The 24004-nt window shown below is 39.2% G+C and carries 24 protein-coding genes; 7 read left to right on the top strand and 17 right to left on the bottom strand.

Features of this window, described 5'->3' with window-relative positions:
- Positions 1–14: 14 nt before the first annotated feature.
- From IAG46_RS04050 to IAG46_RS04000, 10 genes are all read right to left on the bottom strand, one after another.
- The gene (locus IAG46_RS04050; protein WP_190809035.1) at positions 15–914 is read right to left on the bottom strand and encodes a DUF4249 family protein; all 900 of its coding nucleotides are present in this window, start codon (positions 912–914) and stop codon (positions 15–17) included.
- 1 nt (position 915) lies between these two features.
- Positions 916–3315 (bottom strand): TonB-dependent receptor, encoded by a 2400-nt coding sequence (locus IAG46_RS04045; RefSeq protein WP_190809034.1) that lies wholly within the window; start codon positions 3313–3315, stop codon positions 916–918.
- A gap of 61 nt (positions 3316–3376) precedes the next feature.
- The gene (locus tag IAG46_RS04040) at positions 3377–4186 is read right to left on the bottom strand and encodes a DUF4249 family protein (RefSeq protein WP_190809033.1); all 810 of its coding nucleotides are present in this window, start codon (positions 4184–4186) and stop codon (positions 3377–3379) included.
- Positions 4187–4275: 89 nt separating this feature from the next.
- Positions 4276–6498, bottom strand: coding sequence for an NADP-dependent isocitrate dehydrogenase (locus IAG46_RS04035; protein ID WP_190809032.1), 2223 nt, complete (start codon positions 6496–6498; stop codon positions 4276–4278).
- Positions 6499–7130: 632 nt separating this feature from the next.
- A complete protein-coding gene (gene rplS, locus IAG46_RS04030; RefSeq protein WP_190809031.1) occupies positions 7131–7481 on the bottom strand; it encodes a 50S ribosomal protein L19 in 351 nt (116 codons plus the stop codon).
- A gap of 452 nt (positions 7482–7933) precedes the next feature.
- Positions 7934–8608 carry a tRNA (guanosine(37)-N1)-methyltransferase TrmD gene (trmD, locus tag IAG46_RS04020; RefSeq protein ID WP_190809029.1) on the bottom strand — a complete coding sequence of 225 codons (675 nt, stop codon included), beginning with the start codon at positions 8606–8608 and terminating at the stop codon, positions 7934–7936.
- Between the two features lie 24 nt (positions 8609–8632).
- Positions 8633–9073: a GNAT family N-acetyltransferase gene (locus tag IAG46_RS04015; RefSeq protein WP_190809028.1), complete on the bottom strand. Its 441-nt coding sequence runs from the start codon at positions 9071–9073 to the stop codon at positions 8633–8635.
- Positions 9074–9157: 84 nt separating this feature from the next.
- A complete protein-coding gene (locus IAG46_RS04010) occupies positions 9158–9766 on the bottom strand; it encodes a tRNA (guanine-N1)-methyltransferase (RefSeq protein WP_190809027.1) in 609 nt (202 codons plus the stop codon).
- A 108-nt stretch (positions 9767–9874) separates the two neighbouring features.
- Entirely contained in the window at positions 9875–11323 is a 1449-nt protein-coding gene (locus IAG46_RS04005; RefSeq protein WP_190809026.1) for a glyceraldehyde-3-phosphate dehydrogenase, read from the bottom strand.
- A 129-nt stretch (positions 11324–11452) separates the two neighbouring features.
- Positions 11453–12847, bottom strand: coding sequence for a S1C family serine protease (locus tag IAG46_RS04000; RefSeq protein ID WP_190809025.1), 1395 nt, complete (start codon positions 12845–12847; stop codon positions 11453–11455).
- A gap of 133 nt (positions 12848–12980) precedes the next feature.
- On the opposite strand from IAG46_RS04000, the gene dapF reads away from it, so the two are divergent.
- The 4 genes from dapF to IAG46_RS03980 all read left to right on the top strand — a co-directional run bounded on the left by dapF (position 12981) and on the right by IAG46_RS03980 (position 16114).
- The gene (dapF, locus tag IAG46_RS03995; protein ID WP_190809024.1) at positions 12981–13754 is read left to right on the top strand and encodes a diaminopimelate epimerase; all 774 of its coding nucleotides are present in this window, start codon (positions 12981–12983) and stop codon (positions 13752–13754) included.
- On the top strand, positions 13748–14281 hold the full coding sequence (locus IAG46_RS03990; RefSeq protein WP_190809023.1) for a GNAT family N-acetyltransferase: 534 nt from the start codon (positions 13748–13750) through the stop codon (positions 14279–14281). The genes dapF and IAG46_RS03990 overlap by 7 nt, the downstream gene beginning before the upstream one ends.
- Entirely contained in the window at positions 14271–15314 is a 1044-nt protein-coding gene (gene mltG, locus IAG46_RS03985) for an endolytic transglycosylase MltG (protein WP_190809022.1), read from the top strand. The genes IAG46_RS03990 and mltG overlap by 11 nt, the downstream gene beginning before the upstream one ends.
- Positions 15315–15472: 158 nt before the next feature.
- On the top strand, positions 15473–16114 hold the full coding sequence (locus IAG46_RS03980; protein WP_190809021.1) for a hypothetical protein: 642 nt from the start codon (positions 15473–15475) through the stop codon (positions 16112–16114).
- 51 nt (positions 16115–16165) lie between these two features.
- Here IAG46_RS03980 and IAG46_RS03975 read toward each other — a convergent pair whose 3' ends face one another.
- Genes IAG46_RS03975 through dnaA form a run of 3 tightly spaced genes read right to left on the bottom strand, consistent with a single transcriptional unit; the run spans position 16166 to position 18782 of the window.
- Entirely contained in the window at positions 16166–16894 is a 729-nt protein-coding gene (locus IAG46_RS03975; protein ID WP_190809020.1) for an SAM-dependent methyltransferase, read from the bottom strand.
- Positions 16881–17348, bottom strand: a complete 468-nt coding sequence (locus IAG46_RS03970) for a low molecular weight protein-tyrosine-phosphatase (RefSeq protein ID WP_190809019.1) — start codon at positions 17346–17348, stop codon at positions 16881–16883. The genes IAG46_RS03975 and IAG46_RS03970 overlap by 14 nt, the downstream gene beginning before the upstream one ends.
- 9 nt (positions 17349–17357) lie before the next feature.
- Positions 17358–18782, bottom strand: a complete 1425-nt coding sequence (dnaA, locus tag IAG46_RS03965) for a chromosomal replication initiator protein DnaA (protein WP_190809018.1) — start codon at positions 18780–18782, stop codon at positions 17358–17360.
- 204 nt (positions 18783–18986) lie between these two features.
- Here dnaA and IAG46_RS03960 point away from each other — a divergent pair, with 204 nt between their 5' ends.
- Positions 18987–19388 carry a thioesterase family protein gene (locus tag IAG46_RS03960; RefSeq protein WP_190809017.1) on the top strand — a complete coding sequence of 134 codons (402 nt, stop codon included), beginning with the start codon at positions 18987–18989 and terminating at the stop codon, positions 19386–19388.
- 73 nt (positions 19389–19461) lie between these two features.
- Here the strand turns inward: IAG46_RS03960 and IAG46_RS03955 are convergent, their stop codons facing one another.
- From IAG46_RS03955 to ribD, 4 genes are read right to left on the bottom strand one after another with little or no spacing between them, the layout of a single operon-like run.
- On the bottom strand, positions 19462–20070 hold the full coding sequence (locus tag IAG46_RS03955; RefSeq protein WP_190809016.1) for a YigZ family protein: 609 nt from the start codon (positions 20068–20070) through the stop codon (positions 19462–19464).
- Positions 20070–20933 carry an EamA family transporter gene (locus IAG46_RS03950; RefSeq protein WP_190809015.1) on the bottom strand — a complete coding sequence of 288 codons (864 nt, stop codon included), beginning with the start codon at positions 20931–20933 and terminating at the stop codon, positions 20070–20072. The genes IAG46_RS03955 and IAG46_RS03950 overlap by 1 nt, the downstream gene beginning before the upstream one ends.
- A complete protein-coding gene (locus tag IAG46_RS03945) occupies positions 20934–21536 on the bottom strand; it encodes an HAD family phosphatase (RefSeq protein WP_190809014.1) in 603 nt (200 codons plus the stop codon). It lies immediately after the preceding gene.
- Complete coding sequence (gene ribD, locus IAG46_RS03940) at positions 21529–22581, bottom strand: bifunctional diaminohydroxyphosphoribosylaminopyrimidine deaminase/5-amino-6-(5-phosphoribosylamino)uracil reductase RibD (RefSeq protein WP_190809013.1); 1053 nt, start codon at positions 22579–22581, stop codon at positions 21529–21531. Before ribD ends, IAG46_RS03945 begins: the two co-directional genes overlap by 8 nt.
- 29 nt (positions 22582–22610) lie before the next feature.
- On the opposite strand from ribD, the gene IAG46_RS03935 reads away from it, so the two are divergent.
- The gene (locus IAG46_RS03935) at positions 22611–23096 is read left to right on the top strand and encodes a GNAT family N-acetyltransferase (protein WP_190809012.1); all 486 of its coding nucleotides are present in this window, start codon (positions 22611–22613) and stop codon (positions 23094–23096) included.
- 1 nt (position 23097) lies between these two features.
- Positions 23098–24000 carry a peptide chain release factor N(5)-glutamine methyltransferase gene (gene prmC, locus IAG46_RS03930; protein WP_190809011.1) on the top strand — a complete coding sequence of 301 codons (903 nt, stop codon included), beginning with the start codon at positions 23098–23100 and terminating at the stop codon, positions 23998–24000.
- Positions 24001–24004 lie beyond the last annotated feature (4 nt).

The raw sequence follows: 24004 nt of genomic DNA, 5'->3' as shown, positions 1-24004 counted from the left end.
GAATGTAAGCCTATTTATTCTATGGTCAGGTTTTGTTTAAATTCTTCGACTACTGCAAAATAGCCCAAGGGAAAGTCTTCGGGTCTGTTTACATTATCAAAGATCAAGGTGTTGTCAAGTCCAGTAATGTCAAATACATTTCCCCTCACTGTAGCGGTAGGAGTTTCAAAAACACCGCCATCATTTTGGGTTTGTTCGACCAGCAAATCCATATAGTTGAAGAATTGTAGATCTGCACCCATAATACTGATTTCAACTTGTTGACCAGGCTCTAAATCTTTTTGGTAGAAGTAAGAGAACTCAAATTGCTGCCCATCTATAAATTGGTCATCCAAAGCTAAATATTCACCGAAACCAAAATCAAAAACATAAAAATTATCTTCATCCTGAACATCAGAAATGGTAATCTTAATCTCAGTATCATCTTCATCAAAGAGCGTTTCATCGCCTTGCACCAAATTATCCATTGGAACGGTTTTGGAATATGGTGTTCTCGAGGCGTATCTTCTACCTTTATGATCAACTATTAGGATAAACACAGTATTTGGCAACAATGCTGAGGTTCTAATGCGCTGATCAACATCAAATGTAGGGTCTGGAATATAAATACCTGACCCAGGTGTTGATTCGGCTAAGGATGAAGTTGCCAAATTGTCTAAAAGTTCGGGAGCATCAGGATTGGGTTGCCCATATATAATAATCGCGCTTTCCAGTTGCGTTACCGGGTTTTCTTCAAAGAAATTGGTGGTTTCCGTGACTTTAATTTCTACGGGAATAAATTCTTGACTTTCATCCACCCTCAAAAGTCCGTTGACAATCAATCTTGGTGTTGTAGTAGGAACTTCAACATCAATGACATCTTCGCACCCAACCAAAGCGACCAACAATCCTAGTATAAAGTACTTGTATCGCATATTAAAACTTAAAGTTATAGGTTATTGCTGGGATGATTCCAAATATGGAGGTCCTGATGGCCTCATTTCGACCGGTATCTTGATTTTGTCTAAAATTAATGGAGGCGGCATTTTTCCTGTTGTAGACATTGTAGATGCTAAAAACCCATTCGGATTGAAAACTACCATTGCGTTTTCTTTTGTTTTTAAGTGTTGCCGATAGATCAAGACGATGGTAATCTGGTAATCTAGTTTGATTCCTTAATCCAAAAAAGGGTACCACCAGTCCTTGAAAATCAAATTGGCCAACAGGGAAATTGGTGGGTTGGCCGGTTTGATAGACAAAATTGGAATTGAAATTCCATCTTTCGTTCAAATCGAAGCTACCGTAAAGAGCGATATCATGTGTTTTATCGTAGGGTGTGCTATACCATTCTCCAAAGTTTATACCGGTTTCCAAATTGGAGCGACCGTTGTCAAAAGTTGGTGTTCGACCTGGCGTACGTTGCTCGGACCGGGATAGGGTATAGGCCAACCAACCTTGGAATCTACCTTCGTTTTTTCGAAACAGCACTTCTAATCCATAGGCCCTGGCCTCACCATTTAAAATGACTTGTTCAATGGCATCATTGGCAATTAAATCGGCCCCATCAATGTAATCGATTCGGTTTTGAATATCCTTATAAAACCCTTCAATCTCCAAACTGTACTCGCCATTATTGATATTCCTGAAATATCCTAATGCGTACTGATCAAGCAATTGTGGTTCTACAAAAGGTCCACTGGGTGTCCATACATCCAAAGGAGTAGGGGAGCTGGTATTTGAAAGTAAGTGCAAATATTGAGCGAGACGCGTGTAACTGGCCTTGATGGAATTGTTTTCGTTCATGGCATAGGCAACCGAAACCCGAGGCTCTAAATTTGTAAAGGTGGAGAGGTTTTGCCCTCTTCCGGGGTTGACAGTGTCAATAGGAACTGCTTCGCGATACACCAATTGAAAGGGGTCAAAAACCACAGGTTGGTCATTTTCATAAACGAATAGTTCATCTTGCCCTAAACGATTGAAAAGGCTGACCCTTAATCCATAGTTCACACTTAGTTTTTCAGAAATTTTTTGTTCCACATCCACATAACCAGCGGTTTCGTTGGCGTATTTTTTGGTGAGCTGCTCTTCCACAATTCCCGAATCGGGACTATTTGGCTTTATTTTACCAGGGTTGAAGACGTAATAAATATTGTTTAGGCCGTAATTGATTTGGAATTTGTCATTGATGTAATGTTTCAGATCGTACTTAAGATTGAAGTTTTGAATCCCCGAATCCCATTCAAATCCTACAAAATCCAGTTCAAGGCCATAAAAATAATCCGAGTAGATGAGGGATAGATTGGAGAACAGTTTGTCGGAAAACAAATGATTCCATCTAAAATTTCCGACGGCATTACCGTAGGTATTTACAAAGCTATCATTGATACTGAACAAATCCCTGCCAAAATATCCTGAGAGAAAAATACTGTTTCTATCGTTGATTTTGTGATTGAACTTGGTGTTTAGGTCAAAAAAATAGGCCTTGTTGTCTACATCGAACAATGGTAAGAACAAATGGGCATAAGACCCTCTGCCACCTACCAAGAAGGCTGTTTTGTCCTTGGTTATGGGGCCTTCAACCAATAATCTGCTTGCAACGGCACCAATTCCACCATTTATCTTTAGTTCTTTGCTATTACCCTCTTTTTGAAATATCTCCAGAACCGAAGAAACTCGCCCTCCATATCGTGCCGGGATACCACCTTTGAATAATTTGACATCTTTTATAGCATCTGGATTGAAAACAGAAAAGAATCCAAATAAATGGGAGGAATTAAATATTGTGGCTTCATCCAACAAAATAAGGTTCTGGTCGGCCGCACCACCCCTTACATTGAACCCCGAGGATGCTTCACCTGCACTTGTCACACCTGGCAACAATAGGAGGGATTTTATTACATCGGCCTCACCAAGCACCACAGGAATCTGTTTTATGGTCTGAACGGCAAGAGTATTGACGCTCATCTGCGGTTTTCTGATATCAAGTTGCTTTGCATCATCGGTTACCACAACCTCTTCCAATTGTTCAGCTTTTTCAGCTAAGTTGAAATCTTTTTTTATATCTCTATTGAGGTTGATGGTTTGTTGAATGTCGTTATACCCCAAATAACTAATGGTTATCTCGTAATTGCCTTTTGGAAGTGTAATGGAGTAAAAACCATATTCATTTGTGGTCACTCCGGTTTGCAAACTTGGGAAGGCAATGGTGACACCAATCAAAGTTTCGTTGCTACTGGCCTCTAAAATAGTTCCGCTGAGCGTATATTTTTGTTGTGCTTGAAGGAGTGTAAGATTAAGAAATAGGCAAAGAAGAACAAAAAGTAATCTTTTGTACATAGCGGCAGTTTCCTGAAAGTTACGCATTGGGTCGGACAAATAAAAATTGTAGTTCAGACGCTTATTCCACAGTAAGTAATTTTGTATCAAACTCGCTAATGGCAAAATAACCGAATGGGGCATTATTGTGATTTGTGGTATTAATTATATTTCCGCGAATGTTGGCTGGTGGTACTGAAAATGGACCATCTCCGGTGTCCTCACCGGATTGAACCAAAGCAAGGTTCGCATAATTGGCAAAATCTTTGTCAATTCCGAAAATGGTAATGGAGAGCAAATCTCCAGGCACAACATCTTCGTAGAAATAAGAGAAAGTTAATTGGGCATCCTGAAAAAACTCGTCATCGACCACCAAAAAATTACTGAACCCAAACGAGAACAGATAATGGTTTTGTTCTCCTGGAATATCGGTGAAACTAACCACGACCTCGGTCTCGTCTTCTTCAAACAAAAAACCATCGCCTTGTGTTACATCGTCAATTGTCGGGGAGTGATACATTTGTTGGGTTGCCGTATAGACTTGGTTTTTATGTGATACCATTAAGGTATAATCTCTATTGAATTCAAATTCAGGGAAATTGATGCCGAAAATGCCTGGTTGACTTTCTGTAAGATCATATGATTGGCCGGTTTCTTCATCAATTATGGTCACACTCCCATTTAATGCCGGGGGAACTTCTTCAGCCAGAAACGGAGCGGTGAGCGTGAGTTTTACACTTCCTGAGATAATGGGATTGCCATTATTCTCGTTATATCCCAACAAAGCGTCTATCACCAATCTGGAATCAGAAGTTGGTAGGTCTAAACTAATGGCATCTTCGCAACTGGCATTTAGCCATAGGGATAGAATCAAAAGCAAAGCGTACCTCAAAACAAGTGTAATTGAACTATGAAAGTCTAAAATAGACAATCAACATTTCAATAAACACAAAGTTTAACAGTTTCTTAAGGTGGATTGTATTAAGCTATGGATGCTAAAATTTCGTTCAAGGTTGCACTTGGACGCATTGCTCCGGAAGCTTTTGCACTATCGGGCAAATAGTAACCGCCAATATCAACAGCTTTCCCCTGTGCTTCAATAAGTTCTTTGGAGATTTGCGCTTCATTTACACTTAAAGCATCAAACACTTTTTGAAAAATGGATTTGAGCGAAGCATCAGTATCTTGATTTGCCAGGTGTTCGGCCCAGTACATTGCTAGATAAAAGTGGCTTCCACGTGTGTCCAACTCATTTACTTTTCTCGAAGGGGATTTATCATTGTCCAAGAATTTTTCTGTGGCCATATCCAATGCATCGGCCAAAACCGAGGCTTTTTGGTTTTGATTTTTTTCACCGTAATGTTCCAAAGACACTCCTAGGGCCAAGAATTCTCCCAACGAATCCCACCGAAGGTGGCCTTCTTCCAAAAACTGCTCTACATGCTTTGGAGCGGAACCTCCGGCTCCTGTTTCAAAAAGGCCTCCACCATTCATCAAAGGAACTATGGACAACATTTTTGCACTAGTACCTACTTCAAGAATTGGAAATAAATCGGTTAGATAATCGCGAAGTACATTTCCAGAAACTGAGATGGTGTCTTTGCCCTGCTTTATACGTTCCAGCGTAAACTTGGTTGCTTCGATTGGGGAAAGGATACGAATATCCAATCCGTCGGTATCATGATCTTTCAGATATTCTGTAACCTTGGTAATCAATTCTCTGTCATGAGCACGTTCTTCATTTAACCAAAAAATAGCAGGAATGTCAGTGGCCCTTGCTCTTGACACGGCTAATTTTACCCAGTCTTGGATTGGTGCATCTTTTACTTGACACATTCTCCAAATGTCACCTTCTTCAACATTGTGCTGTAAAAGGGTTTGGTTTGAACTATTGCTTACTATTCGTACACTTCCCGCTTGTGGAATCTCAAAAGTTTTGTCGTGCGAACCGTATTCTTCAGCTTTTTGAGCCATTAGACCTACGTTGGGCACTGTTCCCATGGTGGTAGGGTCAAAAGCTCCGTGTTCTTTACAAAAATCGATGGTTGCTTGGTATATTCCGGCATAACTGCTATCAGGAATAACTGCTTTAGTATCTTGAAGCGCTCCATTCTTGTCCCACATTTTACCCGAATTCCTGATCATGGCGGGCATTGAAGCATCAATGATTATGTCGCTGGGAACATGAAGGTTGGTAATGCCCTTGTCAGAGTTTACCATGGCCAAATCTGGCCCATTGGCTATACCATCGGTGATAGCTTTCTTTATCTTCTCTTGTTCACCACTGGGAAGTTCTTCTAGTTTATCGAACAGACTTTCCAATCCATCGTTGGCATTGATTCCCAACTTTTCAAATGTTTCTCCATAGACATCGAACAAATCTGAGAAATATGTTTTTAGGGCATGGCCGAAGATGATGGGGTCGGAGACCTTCATCATTGTGGCCTTAAAGTGCAGTGAAAGCAGAAGGTTTTGTTCTTTTGCATTAGCCATTTCATCCTCAAGGAAGTTCACCAAAGCTTTTTTGCTCATTACCGTGGCATCGATGATCTCATCTTTTTGAAGAGCAACTTTGTCCTTTAATATAGTTGTGTTTCCTTCTGAATCAACCAGTTCAATGCGAATGTTATCAGCATTTTCTACTGTAGTTGACAGTTCATTGCTTCTAAAATCTCCTTCGGACATGGTGGCCACATGTGTTTTGGAATCTGAAGCCCAGGCTCCCATGGTGTGCGGATTCTTCTTTGCGTAATTTTTAATGGCCTTCGGTGCTCTTCTATCGGAATTTCCTTCGCGTAGGACTGGATTAACTGCGCTTCCTTTTATTTTGTCGTATTTAGACTTGATGGATTTTTCATCGTCGTTTTTGGGCTCATCCGGATAATCGGGCAATTTGAACCCTTTTTGTTGTAACTCTTCAATGGCTTCTTTTAACTGAGGGATTGAGGCACTTATATTGGGTAATTTGATGATATTGGCTTCTGGAGTTTTGGCCAATTCACCAAGAAGTGCCAAATCATCGGTTGCTTGTTGTTCTTTTTCCAAAAATTCTGGGAAAACCGCCATGATTCTTGCCGCAAGCGAAATATCTTTAGTTTCAATCGCAATGTTGGCAGTGTTGGTAAATGCTTTTACAATGGGCAAAAAGGAAAGTGTTGCCAAGGCGGGAGCCTCATCGGTCTTCGTGTAAAAAATCTTAGCCATTAAGGTGTTTTTTTAGAGCGGAGCAAATATACGATTTATGGCTGTTGTGAAGCTAGGGGATTTTGCTAAAAATAGGGATGGTTTTTTGAGGAAACACCAAAAAACAAAAGCCATATCTATGTTTGCACATTGATATGGCTTTCTGAAAAGGGCTATAAGACTTCATTTTGTGTTGCCACAAAATCGCAACCATTGATTGCGTCCGTTGCCCCTTTAACGTTTACTCAACACTATGTCCTTAATTTTTCAACTAAACAACATCTTGCAAAGTGTCTAATGGGTTCCTGAATTTTATCAAAACGGAAAATTGCTCTCCCGTCCGCACATAAAATTCATTATTTCTTCTTCAGTTTCACCGAGGTTTCCCTGAGTTCGAAATTCCTTTTGTGATTAGTAGTGTTACCAATTAAAAAGGGAGTCATTAGTTTAAAGAACGTCAACTTTAAATTAAAAACATAAATTTGATATAATCTCCTTCATATTTCTTTGACTAAATTATAATAAACTCCCAGATTTCCAAATTTTGTAAGGGATTAAAAATCAACATGATATGAACTATGGTTATTAACAATTGTTCATAAAAAAAGCACCCTGTACAAAGGTGCTTAGTTGTTTCGATAAGAAGGGATGTATTATCCTCTAATCTCTTTTATACGGGCTTTCTTACCTGTAAGTCCTCTAAAGTAGAAGATTCTTGATCTACGTACTTTACCCTGCTTGTTTACTTCAATGCGTTGAAGTGCAGGCATATTGACCGGAAAAATTCTTTCCACACCTACGGTACCGGACATTTTACGAATGGTAAAGGTCTCGGTTGCCCCAGTTCCTCTTCGTTGTATAACTACTCCTTTGAAGAACTGTGTTCTTGTTTTTTCTCCTTCCTTAATTTCATAGTAAACAGTAATCGTATCACCAGATGAAAATTGTGGGAAGTCTTTTTTTGGAACAAATTCGTCTTCGACAAATTTTACTAGAGATTCCATTATATTGATTTTTTAAGTTTTAACAAGATTAACTTTCACGGATTTCGTCAGAGGTTAATTTTGAGATTGCAAAAATAGTGCAATATTTAGAATTGACAAGGTGTTTCTTCGTTTTTTGAAACAGGCTTAGTTCTTCCGTTGTTTTTTTAGATACGTAACCCCAAACAAAAGAAGACCAATAGCAAAGAGGGTATTAGGTAAGGGCCCTATAATGCTCATTAGTTTGGTTACTTGTAAAAGTGATTCGCTGCTATCTCTTGCTGCGAACTGTGTCCAAACCATGTTGAATATGGAAAAAAGAAGGATTGAAATGCTTCCTATCAACATTAAAACTGTCGCTATGCTTTTGTGTTTTACTACAAATACAATACATGCTATAATAATCAACAGATTGGTAATTCCGTATAGTAAACTGCCGATGGCATAATAAATTGAATCATTGTAATCCATAATCAACGTAATAAATCAGGTCTTTTTTTGGTGGTCCGCTCCAAGGCTTGTTCTTCCCGCCATTGTTCAATTTTTGGAAAGTCACCACTCAATAAAATTTCGGGGACTTCCATTCCTTTATAGTTAGAAGGTCGAGTATAGACCGGGGGAGCCAACAAATTGTCTTGAAATGTATCCGTCAGGGCAGAGGTTTCATCATTCAAAACGCCTGGCAGCAGCCGTATGATGGAATCGCATAGCACTGCAGCAGCAAGTTCACCTCCTGAGAGCACATAATCACCGATGGAAATTTCACGAGTTACAAATAAATCTCTTACGCGTTGATCTACACCTTTATAATGACCGCAAAGAATGATCAGGTTTTTTTTGAGTGAGATTTCATTGGCGGCAGCTTGATTTAATGTATCTCCATCTGGGGTCATATAAATGACCTCATCATAGTCTCTTTCCTTTTTGAGTTGTGTGATGCACTTGTCAATGGGCTCTACCATGAGTACCATTCCGGCCCCACCTCCAAATTGATAATCATCTACCTGTTTGTAGTTTCCTTTGGAATAATCCCTCAAATTATGAAAATGAATTTCAACCAATCCCTTTTCTATGGCACGTTTAAGTATGGATGCCTCGAAAGGACTCTTTAAAAGTTCGGGCAAAACGGTAATAATGTCTATCCGCATGGATGAAATTGTTTAGAAAAGCACTTAAGTGTTCGACCAAAAATAGTGAAGATATGCTTCATCTTTTTCCCAGCCTAATCGTTCATATAGCTTTTGGGCTGGATTATCCACACCTGTTTCCAGGGCAAGACCTTTATATCCCATTTGTTTGCAATGCTCTTTTGCACTGTTCAACAAAGCTTCACCAACACCTAGTTTTCTTGCCTCGGGAGCTACAAAAAGGTCATTCAAAATAAAAAAAGGCTGCAGAGACACGGATGAAAAGGTCATGTACAGTTGTGTGAAGCCAATAGGTTTTCCTTTATCCAATGCCAAAAAAATCACTGTTTCGTCCTTAGAAAATCGTTTTTTTAAGAATATCCGGGCGGCCTCCAAATCGGATTTTTGCTCATAAAATACCCTGTAAGCATCAAAAAGGGGAACAATTAGTTCAAGGTCTTGCAAGGAAGCTCTTCTGATTTCCATATGTAAAGGTAATTATTCGGTCGGTGATGCTCCATCAACCGTGAAGCACGATGTGAAAGGTAAAACTCTAATGAAGTTAAAATATCACTTGTTTTTTTGCCTGTTCAGTTCGTCTTGTAATTGACGACTGATTTTTTGCTCCCTTTCTAAAGCACGTCTACGGTGTTGCTCATATTCTTTTTCAAGATCAGCCAAGGCTGTCTTGGCTTGGTGGGTAAGATAATTGCTGTTTCTGTACTTATAAACAAATAATATCAAGAACAACAACAAACCAAAAATAATGGACCATAGTATAAGCTTATAGGTTCCTTTGCTTACTAAAGCCCCAAAGAAGGACATACTGTCTTTTTCTTCGGTAACGTTGTTCAAATTATTTGTGGTTTCCTGTAATTTGGAGTTAAGGTCTTCAATCTCGGCCTTGTTACTGGTGATTGTAGCTGATAAATCTTTTATGGTGGCATTTGCTGTGTTTATGGAATCGAAAATGTTTCCCTTGATTCTATAGAGGTCACCTACCTTAACAACTTCATACCGAATGCCGTTGGCCCTATAGTTTCCTGATTTCCGCTCCAATTCTTTAAATTGGCCCACTAGGGTTTCGTCCTTGGCGGCTTGGGTATCTTGCTGTTGAGCGGTTATGGTGCAAAAAGTGGTTAATAGGGTAAGGGTAAAAAGAATTCGTAAACATTTCATGGTCAAAGCGTGTTTTATTTTGATTAAGGGTAGGGCGAAATTACGCCAATAAACTAAAAATCAAAAGAAAATCATGAATACTCGACTCCTGCACCCAGAAATTTAATTCTAATAATAGGTATACCTTCTTACCTTGGCAATATACTTCGCTAGTCTAATTACTTGGTGGGAATATCCATATTCATTATCGTACCATATATATAGAACGATACTTTTTCCATCTGAAGAGACCAAAGTGGCCTTGCTGTCATAAATAGATGGGGCAGAGGCACCAACAATATCGGAGGAAACCAATTCATTGCTCAGCGAATATTTTATCTGTTCCACCAAGTCACCTTCGAGTGCATACTTCTTTATAATGGTATTGATACTTTCTTTGGAAGTTTTGTTTTTTACTTCGAGATGTAAAATCGCTAAAGAGCCATTTGGTACAGGAACCCTGATCGCATTGGAGGTCAATTTTCCTTTTAGAGCGGGAAGTGCCTTGGCTACGGCAGCTCCTGCCCCGGTTTCTGTGATAACCATATTTAGGGCAGCGGCACGACCTCTCCGGTACTTTTTGTGCATATTGTCCACCAAATTTTGGTCATTGGTATAGGCGTGAATAGTTTCTAAGTGCCCTTTTTTAATTCCCAAAGAATCTTCGATTACCTTTAAAACAGGAGTAATGGCATTCGTTGTGCACGAGGCAGCCGAATAGATTTTGGTTTTATCTGGATTAAACTCATTCTGGTTTACTCCATGCACAATATTAGGAACTTCTTTTCCCGGAGCGGTTAGTAACACTTTACTTGCTCCTTTCGCTTCCAAATGTCTTGACAAAGCTGCTTTATCTCTAAATGCTCCCGTGTTGTCTATAATCAGGGCGTTGTAAATGCCATATTTTGTGTAATCTATGGACTCTGGCTTATCAGCAACGATAAATTTCACTGTGGTTCCGTTTACAATGAGTGCTTCATTTTCCACATCAATATCTACCGTGCCCAAAAATTGTCCGTGTACGGAATCGGTTTTTAATAAGGCTGCGCGCTTTTCAAGGATTTCCTCATTAATTTCACCTCTTACCACAATAGCTCTCAATCTTAATTGGCTTCCCCTGCCGGTTTTTGCCATTAGTTCGCGAGCAACCAATCGACCAATTCGGCCAAATCCATAAAGAACCACATCTTTTGGTTTTATTTCTTGGGAAGCATGGGCATCTTTTAATTTTTCCACTACAAATGACTTCACATTTAAATGATTGTTGTCATCGGAATGATATTCGTAGGTAAGCTTACCAATATCCAACTTAGCGGGCGGAAGATTAATATCGTTTATGGCCCTTAAAATCTCCACGGAATCAAAAATGGAAATTGGCTTTTGAACAAACTCGCCAGCATATTCATGCAGATTGATAATGTCACTCACATTTTTGTCAATGATTTGATTTTTGAAAAGCACAACCTCTATGGCTCTGTCGTACCAAAGATCGCTGATAATTTTAATGAATTCTGTGGTAGCTTTTCTTCTATCGGCTTGGAATGCAAGTTCCTTTTCGTAAGACTTAATATCACTCATGGATTTTGGTTGAAGGTGTCCTATAAATTTTCGGCAAAATTAGATATTTCAAACGTTTTCGTAAAAGAAATTTCAAATAAAAAGGGCGCCCGATGCTGGACGCCCTTTTTTAGTTCATTTTTTTGCTATTTATTGAAGAATCAGTCGTTCTTTTTCTCCTTTTTCATTGATCATAGTAAAACTTGTTCGCCCGTATTTTGATATTTCTCCAAAATGTTCCTTGGCATCATCAATGTCATCGATGTCATTATCACCCACAGCAATTATAATTTTATTTTCAAGACCATATCTTTCGTAACCTTGGGGAACGTCAATGATTTTCACACCTTTTTTTGTTCCAAATGTCCTTTTGTCCTTGTCGGACAGATTTTTTACGGTAAACCCCGTGGCGGGAAGAATTATGGTCTGGTCCTTTCTTAACGTTACCTTTCGCGTCAATTTTTTGCCTTCCCTTTCAACCGTAACGTCGATAACATCACCGGGACGTTTGGAGCGTAAATACCCGGTCAATTCTGAAAACTTGCGGACATTTATGTCATCTACTCTCTTAATTACATCTCCTTCTTCCAATCCTGCAGCTTCAGCTCCCGATTCCTCAGTAATTTGAGAAATATAGACTCCTTCAATTTCTTCCAATCCAAGTTCTGTTGCACTTTGCGGATTTAAATCACCGCCTCTAATACCCAATAATCCACGTTGTACATTACCAAACTCCATGATATCCTCAACCACTTTTTTAGCAATGTTGCTGGGAACCGCGAACGAATATCCTACGTAAGAACCTGTTTGGGATGTAATTGCTGTATTGATTCCGATCAAATCACCATTGGTGTTTACCAGTGCTCCACCACTGTTACCGGGATTTACGGCAGCATCAGTTTGAATAAAGGATTGTTGGCCCAAGGTCAGAGATCTTGCTTTTGCACTTACAATTCCAGCAGTTACGGTAGAGGTAAGGCTAAAGGGGTTTCCAACAGCCAATACCCATTCTCCAACTCTAGAATTATCTGAATCACCAAAGGCTAGGTAAGGAAGTGGTTTGTCCACATCAATTTTTAAAAGTGCAATATCCGATTCGGCATCCGCACCAATGACTTCGGCTTTATATGTTTTTTTGTTGTTCAAAGAAACTTCTAGTTGACTTGCATTGGCAATCACATGATTGTTGGTGACAATATATCCATCAGGTGAGATGATAACTCCAGACCCTGTTCCAATCTGAGGTGTTTGCTTTTTTTCAAAACCATAAAAGAAATCGGCAAGGCTACCGTTACTTTTACTTGTGCTTAGATTTTTCACATGCACCACAGCATTCACGGTCTTTTCGGCCGCAATGGTAAAGTCAACTTCATTTATTCCGGCCCCTTTGGCGGAGGTAGTTGTATTACTTGTTCTTAAGAATGGGGTTTCTCGGGCTATGCCCTCCACTACATAAGTATCTTTTTCAAAAAATAATTTATAGGCTCCTAATGTTATTGCCCCCGCAAACAACGATACAAGGAACAAACTGGCTATTTTCTTCATATTTCAATAATAATTTAACATCCTGATTCAACAAAATTAAATGAATTCGCTTTTTTCTTGGTCGGTTTAACTCGGTTTTAACTACAAAATTTTCCTTAAAGAATACCCTATATTTGTTCCTTTGTAAGCAATTATGGTACTGCATTTTTTCAAATATCAGGGAACGGGCAACGATTTTGTCATTATAGACAACCGCCAACACATTTTTCCCAAAAACGATACCGAATTGATCACAAAACTCTGTGACAGAAGATTTGGCATAGGGGCAGATGGACTTATTCTGATTGAAAATGACGAAAAGTCAGATTTTAATATGATTTATTATAATTCTGATGCAAGTCAAAGCCTTTGCGGAAATGGAGGCAGGTGTGCTGTCGCTTTTGCCTATTATTTAGGCATGATCGGCAAGGAAACAACATTCAATGCCATTGATGGATTGCATTTTGCCACAATTGATGGAGATGAGGTGAACCTGAAAATGGGAAATGTTGAAGAAGTAAAGGAAAAACCAACCTATACCTTTTTAGATACTGGATCACCCCATCATGTGCAGCTAGTTGAAAATTTGGATGAAGTGGACGTGAAGACGGTAGGTGCCAAGCTTAGATATGGAATGTATGGAAAGTCTGGAAGCAATATCAACTTTGTGTCACAAGTCGATGATAATTCCTTTAATACCAGAACCTATGAGCGAGGTGTGGAGGATGAGACCCTTTCATGCGGTACAGGTGTTACAGCAGTGGCCATAGCCATGCATAAAATCGGAAAGACAAAATCCCGAACCATAAAAATTAATATGCCAGGAGGGAATTTATCTGTGAGTTTTGAACAACAAAATGGTTCGTATACCAACATTTTTCTGAAAGGGCCGGCCAAACAAGTGTATAAAGGTGAAGTAGCATGTTAGATTTAAAAGGGAAACAAGTTTATTTGAGGGCTTTGGAACCCAAGGACCTTGAATTTCTATATCAACTTGAAAACGACACCTCCATTTGGGAAATCAGCGGAACGCTTAAACCGTACTCGAAAAAAGTACTCCGACTTTATCTAGAGAATGCCCACAGGGATATTTACGATGTAAAACAACTTCGGTTATGCATTTCTGATCTAAAGGATAATTGTATTGGCCTAATTGATCTGTTTGATTTTGACCCAAAAAATAAAAGGGCCGGAATCGGAATCGTTATTGCAAAACCTGAAGACAGAAACAAGGGAAGGGGAGCCGAAGCACTTTCATTGCTTTGCAATTATGCTTTCACCATCCTTGACCTTCACCAATTATATGCCAATATTATGGAGGAAAACACGGGAAGCATCCATCTATTCGAAAAATTGGGGTTTGAAAAAATTGGTCTTAAAAAAGAATGGATTCGGACAAACAAAGGATTCAAGAACGAAATAATGTTCCAAAAATTTAATTCAAATGTATCTTAAGAAAATACTTTGGGCCGTAGCCATTTTAGGGCTTTTGATTTGTGGATTTATAGTATATCAAATTTACAGCGCCATTTTTAGTCCCAATACCCAGTTTGGTAATGACGAAGCCTACATATATATAACTTCGGATGCGTCGATGGCAGACGTAAAAAAAAGTCTTGAACCTTTATTGAAGGACGTCTTAACTTTTGAATCCGTGGCTGACCGGAAGGGATATTCCAACAATATAAAAGCTGGCAAATATGCCATAACAAAGGGAATGAACAATAATGAAATCATCAATACCCTTCGCAGCCAAAATATTCCAATAAAAGTTTCATTCAACAACCAAGAACGATTGGAGACCTTGGCGGGAAGAATTTCCCTGCAAATTGAAGCCGATAGTATTTCATTGCTCAAAGCATTCAGCGATGATGCATTTTTGAAAACATCTGGATTTGACGATGACACTAAATTATGCATGTACCTGCCAAACACCTACGAATTTTTCTGGAACACCAATGCTCAGGATTTTAGGGATAGAATGCTAAAAGAATATAAAAGGTATTGGAATGAAAATAGATTGGAAAAAGCCAAACAACTAAATATGTCACCTGCTGAGGTCATGTCCTTAGCAGCAGTTGTACAAAAAGAAACCGCAAAGGCAGACGAAAAACCAAGAGTTGCAGGTGTGTACCTGAATCGCGTTAAGCAGAGAATACCTTTGCAAGCGGACCCAACGGTCATTTTTGCCATTAAAAAGGAAACCGGCAACTACGATACGATCATTAAACGAGTATTATACCGAGATTTGGAAATGGAATCCCCATATAATACCTATAAATATGCAGGTGTGCCCCCTGGTCCCATAACCATGCCTGACATTTCATCCATTGAGGCTGTTTTAAACCCAGAAAAGCACGATTACCTCTATTTTGTAGCCGATGTTTCCAACTTTGGATACCATATTTTCGCAAAAACCCTAGCGCAGCATAACCGAAATAAAGTGCAATACATCAAATGGCTCAATGCTAAAAAAGTCTACAGATAGTACCTTTTGCCGTTAATTTTCAGCGATTTAACGTAATTCGAACCATATTTAAGAAAATCTTAGGAGCTTTGAACTTGTTAATCTAATGTCTCCCCCTATATTTGCCGGCCAAATTTAATTTCATTGTTTTCGGCAATGAGACATTAAAAATTTGAGTTATGAAAAGATGGATAAGCTTTATTTTGCATCTTGCCATGATTGTAATTTTAACCAGCTTTGGTTCTTACACTGCAACGAAGCAGGTGAATCTTAGGATTCCAGATTCGTTAAAAGCTGTGACCAATGATGAGGTTTCCGTACTTCAGGATTCGATTGCTACGGAAAACACTTTGGTCAACCCTCCCTACTTAGGTAATGCGTACAATGGTTTTAAAGAAGCTCTTGCGTTTAAAGAATCGCAAGGAAGGTACAGTGTGGTTAACACATTAGGTTACCTTGGAAAATACCAATTTGGATTGGGTACCTTAAATCTAATGGGCGTTTACGATGCCAACTCTTTCTTGAACGACCCCAAACTTCAAGAAAGAACATTCGAGACCAATATTGCACGAAATAAGTGGATATTACGACGAGACATCAAGCGCTTTAATGGTAAGAGGATTAGAGGTGTGGTCATCACAGAATCCGGTATTTTGGCTGCTGCGCATTTAGCAGGGGCTGGTAACGTTAAAAAGTATCTGCGTTCCTACGGAAAGAATAATGTAGCTGATGCCTATGGAACCAGTATTTCATATTATATGCGAAAGTTTGCTGGATTTGATATTTCAACCATTCAACAAAAAAGAAACGCTAAAGTTTAAATAAGTATTTGCGATTTGGATAGAGGCCCAGAATTTATTCTGGGCTTTTTTTTATGCCTGAATGATAAAAATTGTAGGCCTTTTGTTCAGGTCTATTTCAAGTTCTTTCCACTCATGCACAATTTTAGTCTGAATAAATTCAGTTGGAAGTGTAATATCCGAAGCAATACAGAGACGAGTGCTTTTATGCAAGGTTCGGGTAAGTTCTTTGAGCAATTTGTCGTTTCGATATGGGGTTTCCATAAATATTTGGGATTGGCCCTTTTCTTTTGAGAGCCTTTCCAAATTTTTGATCATCGCTTTTCGTTCGCTGGCATCAATGGGAAGGTAACCATTAAAGGCAAAATTCTGCCCGTTCATTCCACTAGACATCATGGCCATTAAAATGGAAGAAGGACCGATTAAAGGAACAACCTGTATCCTCTTTTCATGGGCCACTTTTACCACTGCTGCACCGGGATCTGCAATTCCGGGGCAGCCAGCTTCGGAAAGTATACCAATGTTATGCCCATGTATACAGGGGTCCAAATAGGTGGGTATTATTGCCGGATCGGTAAATTTGTTCAAGGTTTCGATTTGTAGACTTGGCTGTGCTTTACTGGGGCTTATTCTTTTAATAAACCTACGTGCTGTTTTTTCATTTTCCACAATATAATGGTCAATGTTCTCAATGGCCCTTTTAATGGAAATCGGTAATACCTCCAGTGGGGCATTATCACCCAACGTGGTTGGTATTAAATATACCTTTCCCGAAACAAGACTTGGTTTAACCTCTTCCATTCAATTCAAGCTTTTTGGCAATCGCATCACATGCAAGGTCGACCATTTCATATACTTTTTCAAATCCATCTGTGCCGCCATAATAGGGGTCGGGTACCTCGTTTATACCCAAATCCACTTCGTCCAGCAAAAGCTTCACTTTTTTTTCGTCCTCCTTACTGTTGGCCAACTTAATAATATTGGAAAAGTTACTTCTGTCCATGGCATAGATATAATCAAACTCCTGAAAATCGACTTCGGAAAATCTCCGACATTTCTGGGTGCTAATATCAAGCCCATATTTTTGAGCAATTGCAATGGAACGTTGATCTGGTGGATTGCCCACATGATAACCTGCAGTGCCGGCTGAATCCACAAAAACCATTTTGGACCCAACTTTGGATTTCAAAATGCCTTCTGCCAAAGGTGATCTGCATATGTTACCAAGGCAGACCATCAAAACTTTGGTTTTCATGAAGTAAAATTAGGAGAATTTTTTGCTCAGGTCTTCAATATACTTTCTGAACTGTTTGTCAGTTTCCGCAAGGTTGTCTACTGTTTTGCAGGCATGTAGCACCGTTGCATGGTCACGTTTTCCAATTTGCGAACCTATGCTGGCCAAAGAGGCTTTAGTAAATTTTTTGGCAAAGAACATGGCCAGCTGACGAGCTTGAACGATATGTCTTTTTCTGGTTTTGGACTGTAAAGTGGCCACATCCATTTCAAAATAGTCAGAGACCACTTTTTGGATGTAATCGATGGAAACCTCTCTTTTGGTGTTCTTGACAAATTTTTCGACCACTTGTTGGGCCAACTCCAAGGTAACCTCACGTTTGTTGAAAGAGGATTGCGCAATCAACGAAATAATGGCTCCTTCCAGCTCTCGGATATTCGTTTTTATATTTTTAGCCACATGATCAATGATATCCTCTGGCATTTCGACCCCATCCCTATACAGTTTGTTCTTTAGGATGGAAACCCTTGTTTCGTAATCAGGACTTTGCAATTCTGCGGACAACCCCCATTTAAAACGGGATAATAAACGTTGTTCAATATCCTGCATATCTACAGGGGCCTTATCCGATGTAAGGATTACCTGCTTTCCATTTTGGTGTAAATGGTTAAATATGTGGAAGAACACATCTTGCGTTCCTGATTTTCCGGATAAAAATTGAACGTCATCAATAAGGAGTACGTCGATAAGCTGGTAAAAATGAATAAAATCGTTGCGAGTGTTCTTTTTTACCGATTCAATATATTGTTGGGTGAATTTCTCTGCAGAAATATAAAGCACCGTCTTTTCTGGATATTTATCCTTGATCTCAACCCCAATGGCATGTGCCAAATGTGTTTTACCCAGTCCTACACCTCCAAAAACCAATAAAGGGTTGAAAGAGGTTCCTCCGGGTTTGTTGGCTACGGCCATACCTGCCGAACGGGCCAAACGATTGGAATCGCCCTCCAAGAAATTTTCAAAATTGTAACTGGGATTCAGTTGGGACTCAATCTTTATATTTCGAATGCCAGGAATGACGAACGGGTTTTTAAGCTCGGGACTTTTAGAGGTGATTGGCACATCCAATTCTTGTGGACCAACTGCTGTACGGTTCGAACTTGGAATTTGTTCTGTGAACGGCTCCTTATTACCGTACTTGTTTTCCATCTTTATGATATAGATGAGTTTGGCGCTCTTACCCAACTCTTTGGTCAAGGCAACTTTTAAGAGCTTTACATAATGCTCTTCGAGCCACTCGTAGAAAAATTTACTGGGGACTTGTATGCTTAGCGCTTTGTCCGTTAACTTGATAGGCTTAATAGGCTCAAACCAAGTTTTGAATGCCTGCGGTTGGATATTATCCTGGATAAAAGCCAAACAGTTGTTCCACACGGAATTAGCAGTAACACTCATAAAAGTCTTTCCTTAGTTTTGTTGGTTAGCTTTAAGCTTTTGGTTCAAACTTCTGAGGGGAATCAGATGCTTTTTAACTGCGACAAATATGTGAACAAATCTTTGAAAAAAAAAATGATTTAAGGGTTGAATATTCTGTTTTTTTTTCGCATGTTTCCTTAAGGATAACCAAGGACATTAAATATATAATTTTTCAACAAATATATGCGCCAAAATTCTTTTTCTTTTCGAGTTAGATATGTTGAAACTGACCAGATGGGTGTGGTACACCACGGCAATTACGCACAATATTTGGAAATGGGGAGGATAGAGTGGTTAAGAACCATTGGAACCTCTTATAGAGAGATGGAGGAAAATGGAATCATACTCCCTGTAATTTCCTTACAAATTCATTATAAAAAATCCGCACTGTTTGACGACCTACTTACAGTAGAGACCGCAATTAAAAAAGCCCCGTTGGTTAAGATTGAATTTGATTACAAAATATATAATGAATCAAATGAGTTGTTGGCCACGGCAAACACCGTTTTAGCGTTCATGGATAGGAAAACCAATAAGCCCATAAAATGCCCAGATTATATCTTAGAAAAATTGGATTTTGATTGACCTTCAAATTTTAGTTGAACTTATAGTTAGAGCTTGAACTTAGATTTGTACATGAATTTTAATACGTACACCCTTAATCGCTCTTTTTAATATCTATATGTTGCATCTCTTCAAAAAGTTGATTGGTTTGTTCTGCTTCACTTTCGCGGACCGAAATTGTTAATTCGCATTTTAGTTCCATTTTTTGTGAAACTATGGTGATTCCTCTCCGTTTGACGACCCTCATCACTTTATCCATTTCTGGGTAATTGAAGAGAATGGTAAAATGACTTTCAATAGTTTTTTCAATAATGGAAGCACCCTCAAGTGCCATTTGAGCTGCCTCGCGATATGCTTGAATCAATCCGCCAACCCCTAATTTAGTGCCCCCGAAGATTCGTGCGACTGCCACAAGCACATTTGTGACCCCAAAAGATTGAATTTGCCCATAAATGGGCATTCCTGCCGAATTATTGGGCTCACCATCATCGTTGGCTCGATAAGTAATGTGCTTTTCACCCAACTGCCAGGCATAACAGACATGATTTGCGGTATGGTGTTTTTTTTGTAAAGATTCTATGATGGATTTCACCTCACCTTCATCGGAAATAGGAAAAGCATACCCGTAAAATTTACTTTTCCTATCCTTGAACAGTATTTCTGGGGAAGGTCCCAAAAGTGTTTTGTAAACATCCTCTTTCATCAAAATAGCGCTACAAGTACAATACTTATTACAGCCAGCGCAATTCCACCCCAATTTTTTGGGTTCATCTTTTCTTTGAATAAAACAATGCCTAAAAGTGTGGTGAGCATCACAATGGCCACATTGTTCAACGTAAATATTGCAGCGCTATCCAATCCGCCATCTTGAAGGGCGCGTAGCAAGAAGAAAATCGAAAAATAATTGGGAACACCCAAAAAGATACCAGCCACAACATTTTTGAAATTTACCTTTAAAGGTTTTTTAACCGCCTTAATTCCAACAAAACAAAATCCTGATATGGCCGCAAAACCAAAAAGCATGGCAGAAAAAATGGAAACTTCCTCTGGTTCCAAATGTTCTGTTTCAAAATATTTTATGCTAGCGTCGATGATTCCAGACCCCAGGAAAACCAACAAAGGCAAGACTAAGGATTTTTTGGAAATTTCCATACCTCCATCCTTCATTGAAGCAAAATAAACTGCTGCAAGCGCTAGAAAGATACCGGCAATCTGAAAACCGGACAATTTTTCTTGATAAAGAACAACTCCGAGCACCACCGGTATTACCAATGACATCTTTGTGGCTACCGAAGCAACAGAAACCCCAGCTACCTGAGCTGTTTTCGCCATTAAATTGAAAACCAGAATAAAAAAGATTCCCAAAGCAATGGCTCCAAAAAACCATGACCTTTGAATCATGTCCCCAAAATCGAAATCAGTTTCCGAAAGTAATATCCCAACGGTGCAGGCAACAACATAGTTAACCACAATGGCGTACAAGGTCTGTACTTTGTAAACATCAAATAGTTTGAATATCACAAATAGGAAACTGGTGCACAGGACACTTAAAACTAAGTAGATCATTTATAAGCGGGACTTTAATTGGGTTATATCTTCTTGGCCAACCTGAAGGTTCCAAACGTTGATTCCTATGCTCGAAGCCGCATCTGTATTTTCTTTGGAATCATCAATAAACAAAGTTTCGGAAGCTATAAGATTATCGGCTTTCAATACAAATTCAAAAATTTCTACATCCGGTTTTCGCATACCCATTTCATAACTCAGATGAAACGTTTCGAAGGAATTTTTAAAGCGGTTGAATTTTTCACTTCCCATATCTTCTTTTACATATTCGATATGTATGTCATTGGTGTTGCTCAATAGAAATAGACGATAACTATCCTCCTTGGCCAATTCTTCCACAAACTCTAATCGAGTGTCGGGAAAATCTTTTAGTATAGCATTCCAGGCCTCGATTAGTTCATTCTTACCGGCTTTAGGAAAATAGCCGGAAACCTTTTCTAGAAACAGAGGTGAACTGATCACTCCTTTTTCATATTCTTTAAATATGGTGTCGAGTTCTGGGGTAAGGTGCTCAAAACCAAATTTTTCCATGGCCTTCGCAGTTGCTGGTTTGTCCAAGTCGATAAAGATGTCCCCAAAATCAAAAATAATGTTTTTAATCATTCGTATAAGTTGATAAAGTGTCCGATAAAATTGTAATGTTTTCCATTAATTTTGCTGAAAACTCTGGAGAGGGAATCCCATTTCCAAAAGTAGAGGGCCCTTTAAATACCCTGGCTTCGTCCCACAGGTTTTCTTCAATAAAGGTTTGAAGTGTTTGTGAACCACCTTCCACCAACAAACTGATAATGGAATGTTTGTGCAATACCTCGCAAATTTGATAAGCCAATGGTTTCGAGAAATCAATTACCTCATAATCAATGCCATCCAGGTATTTCGATTTCTCCTGTGTTCCTGTAAGAACAATAGTTTTTACACTTTTGTCCAGCACATGAAATTCTTTTGGAATTCTCAAGCCATTATCCAAAATCACACGAACTGGCTGGTTGCCCTCCCAGTTTCTAGTGGTCAATTTAGGGTTGTCTTCCAAAACCGTGCTGGTTCCGACCAAAATGGCCTGTTCCTGGCTTCGCCACTGGTGTACCAATTGCTTGGAATATGTGTTTGTAATCCAAAAAGGCTGAGGATTGTTTTTTCTTTTTGATTTATCCGGAGCTATAAAACCATCTTTAGTTTCTGCCCATTTCAGAATTATATAAGGACAATTTTTCTCGTGATAAGCCAAAAATCGCCGATGATGCCTTCGGCATTCCTTTTCAAGGATTCCCACACTCACATTGCAACCTGTAGCTTCTAATTTTTCAATTCCCTTACCAGCAACTTTAATATGAGGGTCCTTAAGTCCAATGATCACTTTAGGAATTTGGTGTTCGGTAATCAAATCAGCGCAGGGCGGTGTTTTACCGTAATGGCTGCACGGTTCCAATGTTACATATAATGTTGATTTGCAAAGCAGGGATTTATCTGCAACGTTTGCTATGGCATTGACCTCGGCATGGTTACCTCCGTAGGGACTCGTGAAACCTTCGCCAATTACCTTGTCCTGATACACAATTACACTTCCAACCATGGGATTTGGTGCAGTACTTCCGAGTCCTTTTTTGCCCAATTGAATACACCGAAACATGTATTTTTCATGTATCTTCACCCAACAAAAATAGGATAATAAAATACAATATGAGTGATGTTGTTATTCGGGAAATAACCCCTGGGGACAATGAACAAGTTGCAGTGTTGATTCGTGAAGTTTTGTTGGAAATGGGGGTGCCCAAAGTTGGATCCGCTTATGCTGATAAAGCGCTGGACGACATGCATGAAACTTACAATATTCCGAGAGCGATATATTATATCGCCAAAGACGGGAATCAGATTATTGGATGTGCCGGTATAGCGCAGTTGGATAATTATGAAGGCAATATTTGCGAACTTCAAAAAATGTATGTGTCTTCCAAGGCAAGAGGAATGGGCCTTGGGTCAAAACTCATTTCCGTTTGCATAGAAAAAGCAAAGGAATTTGGGTTCGACCAATGTTATTTGGAAACCATGCCCTATATGAAAACTGCACAAAAACTCTACAATAAAAATGGCTTTGAATATTTGGAAACCAGAATGGGCGATACAGGACACTATGCTTGCCCCGTATGGATGATTAAAAAACTTTAGGGTGCTGTTACAAGAGATCAAGACCATTTTTCATAAAGAACTGGACGGAATCTACCCGGTAGAAGAGGTTGATACTTTTTTTTACTTGACCATAGAACGTTATCTTAACCTAGAACGCTTTGTTTTGGCGCTGCAACCCAATTTAAACCTCACCAAAGTTGAAGAACAACCACTCTTTGAAACGTTGACCCAACTGAAACAACAAAAGCCCATTCAATATATATTGAGTACAACCCATTTTATGGATTTGGAATTTCATGTGGACGAAAATGTACTTATCCCAAGACCAGAAACCGAGGAGTTGGTGCAGTGGATTGTAGAGCATTGTCAGTTCGAGCGGAGTCGAGAAGCGCTAAATACTCCAGATTTAACAATTTTGGACATAGGAACGGGTAGCGGTTGCATTGCCATCGCTTTGGCCAAAAACTTGCCAAATGCGAAGGTACATGCACTGGATGTATCTGCAAAAGCTTTGGAGGTGGCCCAACAAAATGCAATTTTAAATGGAGTTGATATCACATTCCATCAAAAAAATATTCTTAACCCAGAACTCAGGTTTAAAGCTGAACTTGAATTCGACGTTATTGTATCCAATCCGCCCTACGTGCGTGAAAAGGAAAAGAACAAAATGAATAACAATGTGGTGGACCATGAACCTAATTTGGCACTTTTTGTTCCTGATGATAATGCATTGGTATTTTTTGAAAGCATAACAAAATTTGCCTTGGAACATCTGAAAACCAATGGAAGTTTGTTTTTTGAAATCAACCAATATTTGGGCAATCAGACAAAAACACTTTTAGAAGCGCATAATTTTTTGGAAATTGAACTGCGCAAAGATCTTTTTGGAAACGATAGAATGCTTAAAGGAATTGCACCCTTGAGGGGTGATTTAAAACTCTGAGTAA

This window comes from Flagellimonas sp. S3867, from assembly GCF_014698935.1.
Classification (GTDB): domain Bacteria; phylum Bacteroidota; class Bacteroidia; order Flavobacteriales; family Flavobacteriaceae; genus Flagellimonas.
Note: the sequence above shows the minus strand (reverse complement) of the source record. Positions and strands in the feature narration are given on the sequence as shown.

What these genes read in the sequence shown, in the direction of transcription:
- IAG46_RS03945 (WP_190809014.1), bottom strand. Translation starts at nt 21,536, where the DNA reads ATGATTAAAAACATTATTTTTGATTTTGGGGACATCTTTATCGACTTG.
- IAG46_RS04010 (WP_190809027.1), bottom strand. Translation starts at nt 9,766, where the DNA reads ATGAAATGTTTACGAATTCTTTTTACCCTTACCCTATTAACCACTTTT.
- IAG46_RS03980 (WP_190809021.1), top strand. Translation starts at nt 15,473, where the DNA reads ATGAAAAGATGGATAAGCTTTATTTTGCATCTTGCCATGATTGTAATT.
- trmD (WP_190809029.1), bottom strand. Translation starts at nt 8,608, where the DNA reads ATGCGGATAGACATTATTACCGTTTTGCCCGAACTTTTAAAGAGTCCT.
- IAG46_RS04035 (WP_190809032.1), bottom strand. Translation starts at nt 6,498, where the DNA reads ATGGCTAAGATTTTTTACACGAAGACCGATGAGGCTCCCGCCTTGGCA.
- IAG46_RS03950 (WP_190809015.1), bottom strand. Translation starts at nt 20,933, where the DNA reads ATGATCTACTTAGTTTTAAGTGTCCTGTGCACCAGTTTCCTATTTGTG.
- IAG46_RS03975 (WP_190809020.1), bottom strand. Translation starts at nt 16,894, where the DNA reads ATGGAAGAGGTTAAACCAAGTCTTGTTTCGGGAAAGGTATATTTAATA.
- IAG46_RS03990 (WP_190809023.1), top strand. Translation starts at nt 13,748, where the DNA reads ATGTTAGATTTAAAAGGGAAACAAGTTTATTTGAGGGCTTTGGAACCC.
- IAG46_RS03970 (WP_190809019.1), bottom strand. Translation starts at nt 17,348, where the DNA reads ATGAAAACCAAAGTTTTGATGGTCTGCCTTGGTAACATATGCAGATCA.
- dapF (WP_190809024.1), top strand. Translation starts at nt 12,981, where the DNA reads ATGGTACTGCATTTTTTCAAATATCAGGGAACGGGCAACGATTTTGTC.
- IAG46_RS04045 (WP_190809034.1), bottom strand. Translation starts at nt 3,315, where the DNA reads ATGTACAAAAGATTACTTTTTGTTCTTCTTTGCCTATTTCTTAATCTT.
- IAG46_RS04000 (WP_190809025.1), bottom strand. Translation starts at nt 12,847, where the DNA reads ATGAAGAAAATAGCCAGTTTGTTCCTTGTATCGTTGTTTGCGGGGGCA.
- IAG46_RS04015 (WP_190809028.1), bottom strand. Translation starts at nt 9,073, where the DNA reads ATGGAAATCAGAAGAGCTTCCTTGCAAGACCTTGAACTAATTGTTCCC.
- IAG46_RS03955 (WP_190809016.1), bottom strand. Translation starts at nt 20,070, where the DNA reads ATGAAAGAGGATGTTTACAAAACACTTTTGGGACCTTCCCCAGAAATA.
- IAG46_RS04050 (WP_190809035.1), bottom strand. Translation starts at nt 914, where the DNA reads ATGCGATACAAGTACTTTATACTAGGATTGTTGGTCGCTTTGGTTGGG.
- mltG (WP_190809022.1), top strand. Translation starts at nt 14,271, where the DNA reads ATGTATCTTAAGAAAATACTTTGGGCCGTAGCCATTTTAGGGCTTTTG.
- dnaA (WP_190809018.1), bottom strand. Translation starts at nt 18,782, where the DNA reads ATGAGTGTTACTGCTAATTCCGTGTGGAACAACTGTTTGGCTTTTATC.
- IAG46_RS03960 (WP_190809017.1), top strand. Translation starts at nt 18,987, where the DNA reads ATGCGCCAAAATTCTTTTTCTTTTCGAGTTAGATATGTTGAAACTGAC.
- rplS (WP_190809031.1), bottom strand. Translation starts at nt 7,481, where the DNA reads ATGGAATCTCTAGTAAAATTTGTCGAAGACGAATTTGTTCCAAAAAAA.
- IAG46_RS03935 (WP_190809012.1), top strand. Translation starts at nt 22,611, where the DNA reads ATGAGTGATGTTGTTATTCGGGAAATAACCCCTGGGGACAATGAACAA.
- IAG46_RS04005 (WP_190809026.1), bottom strand. Translation starts at nt 11,323, where the DNA reads ATGAGTGATATTAAGTCTTACGAAAAGGAACTTGCATTCCAAGCCGAT.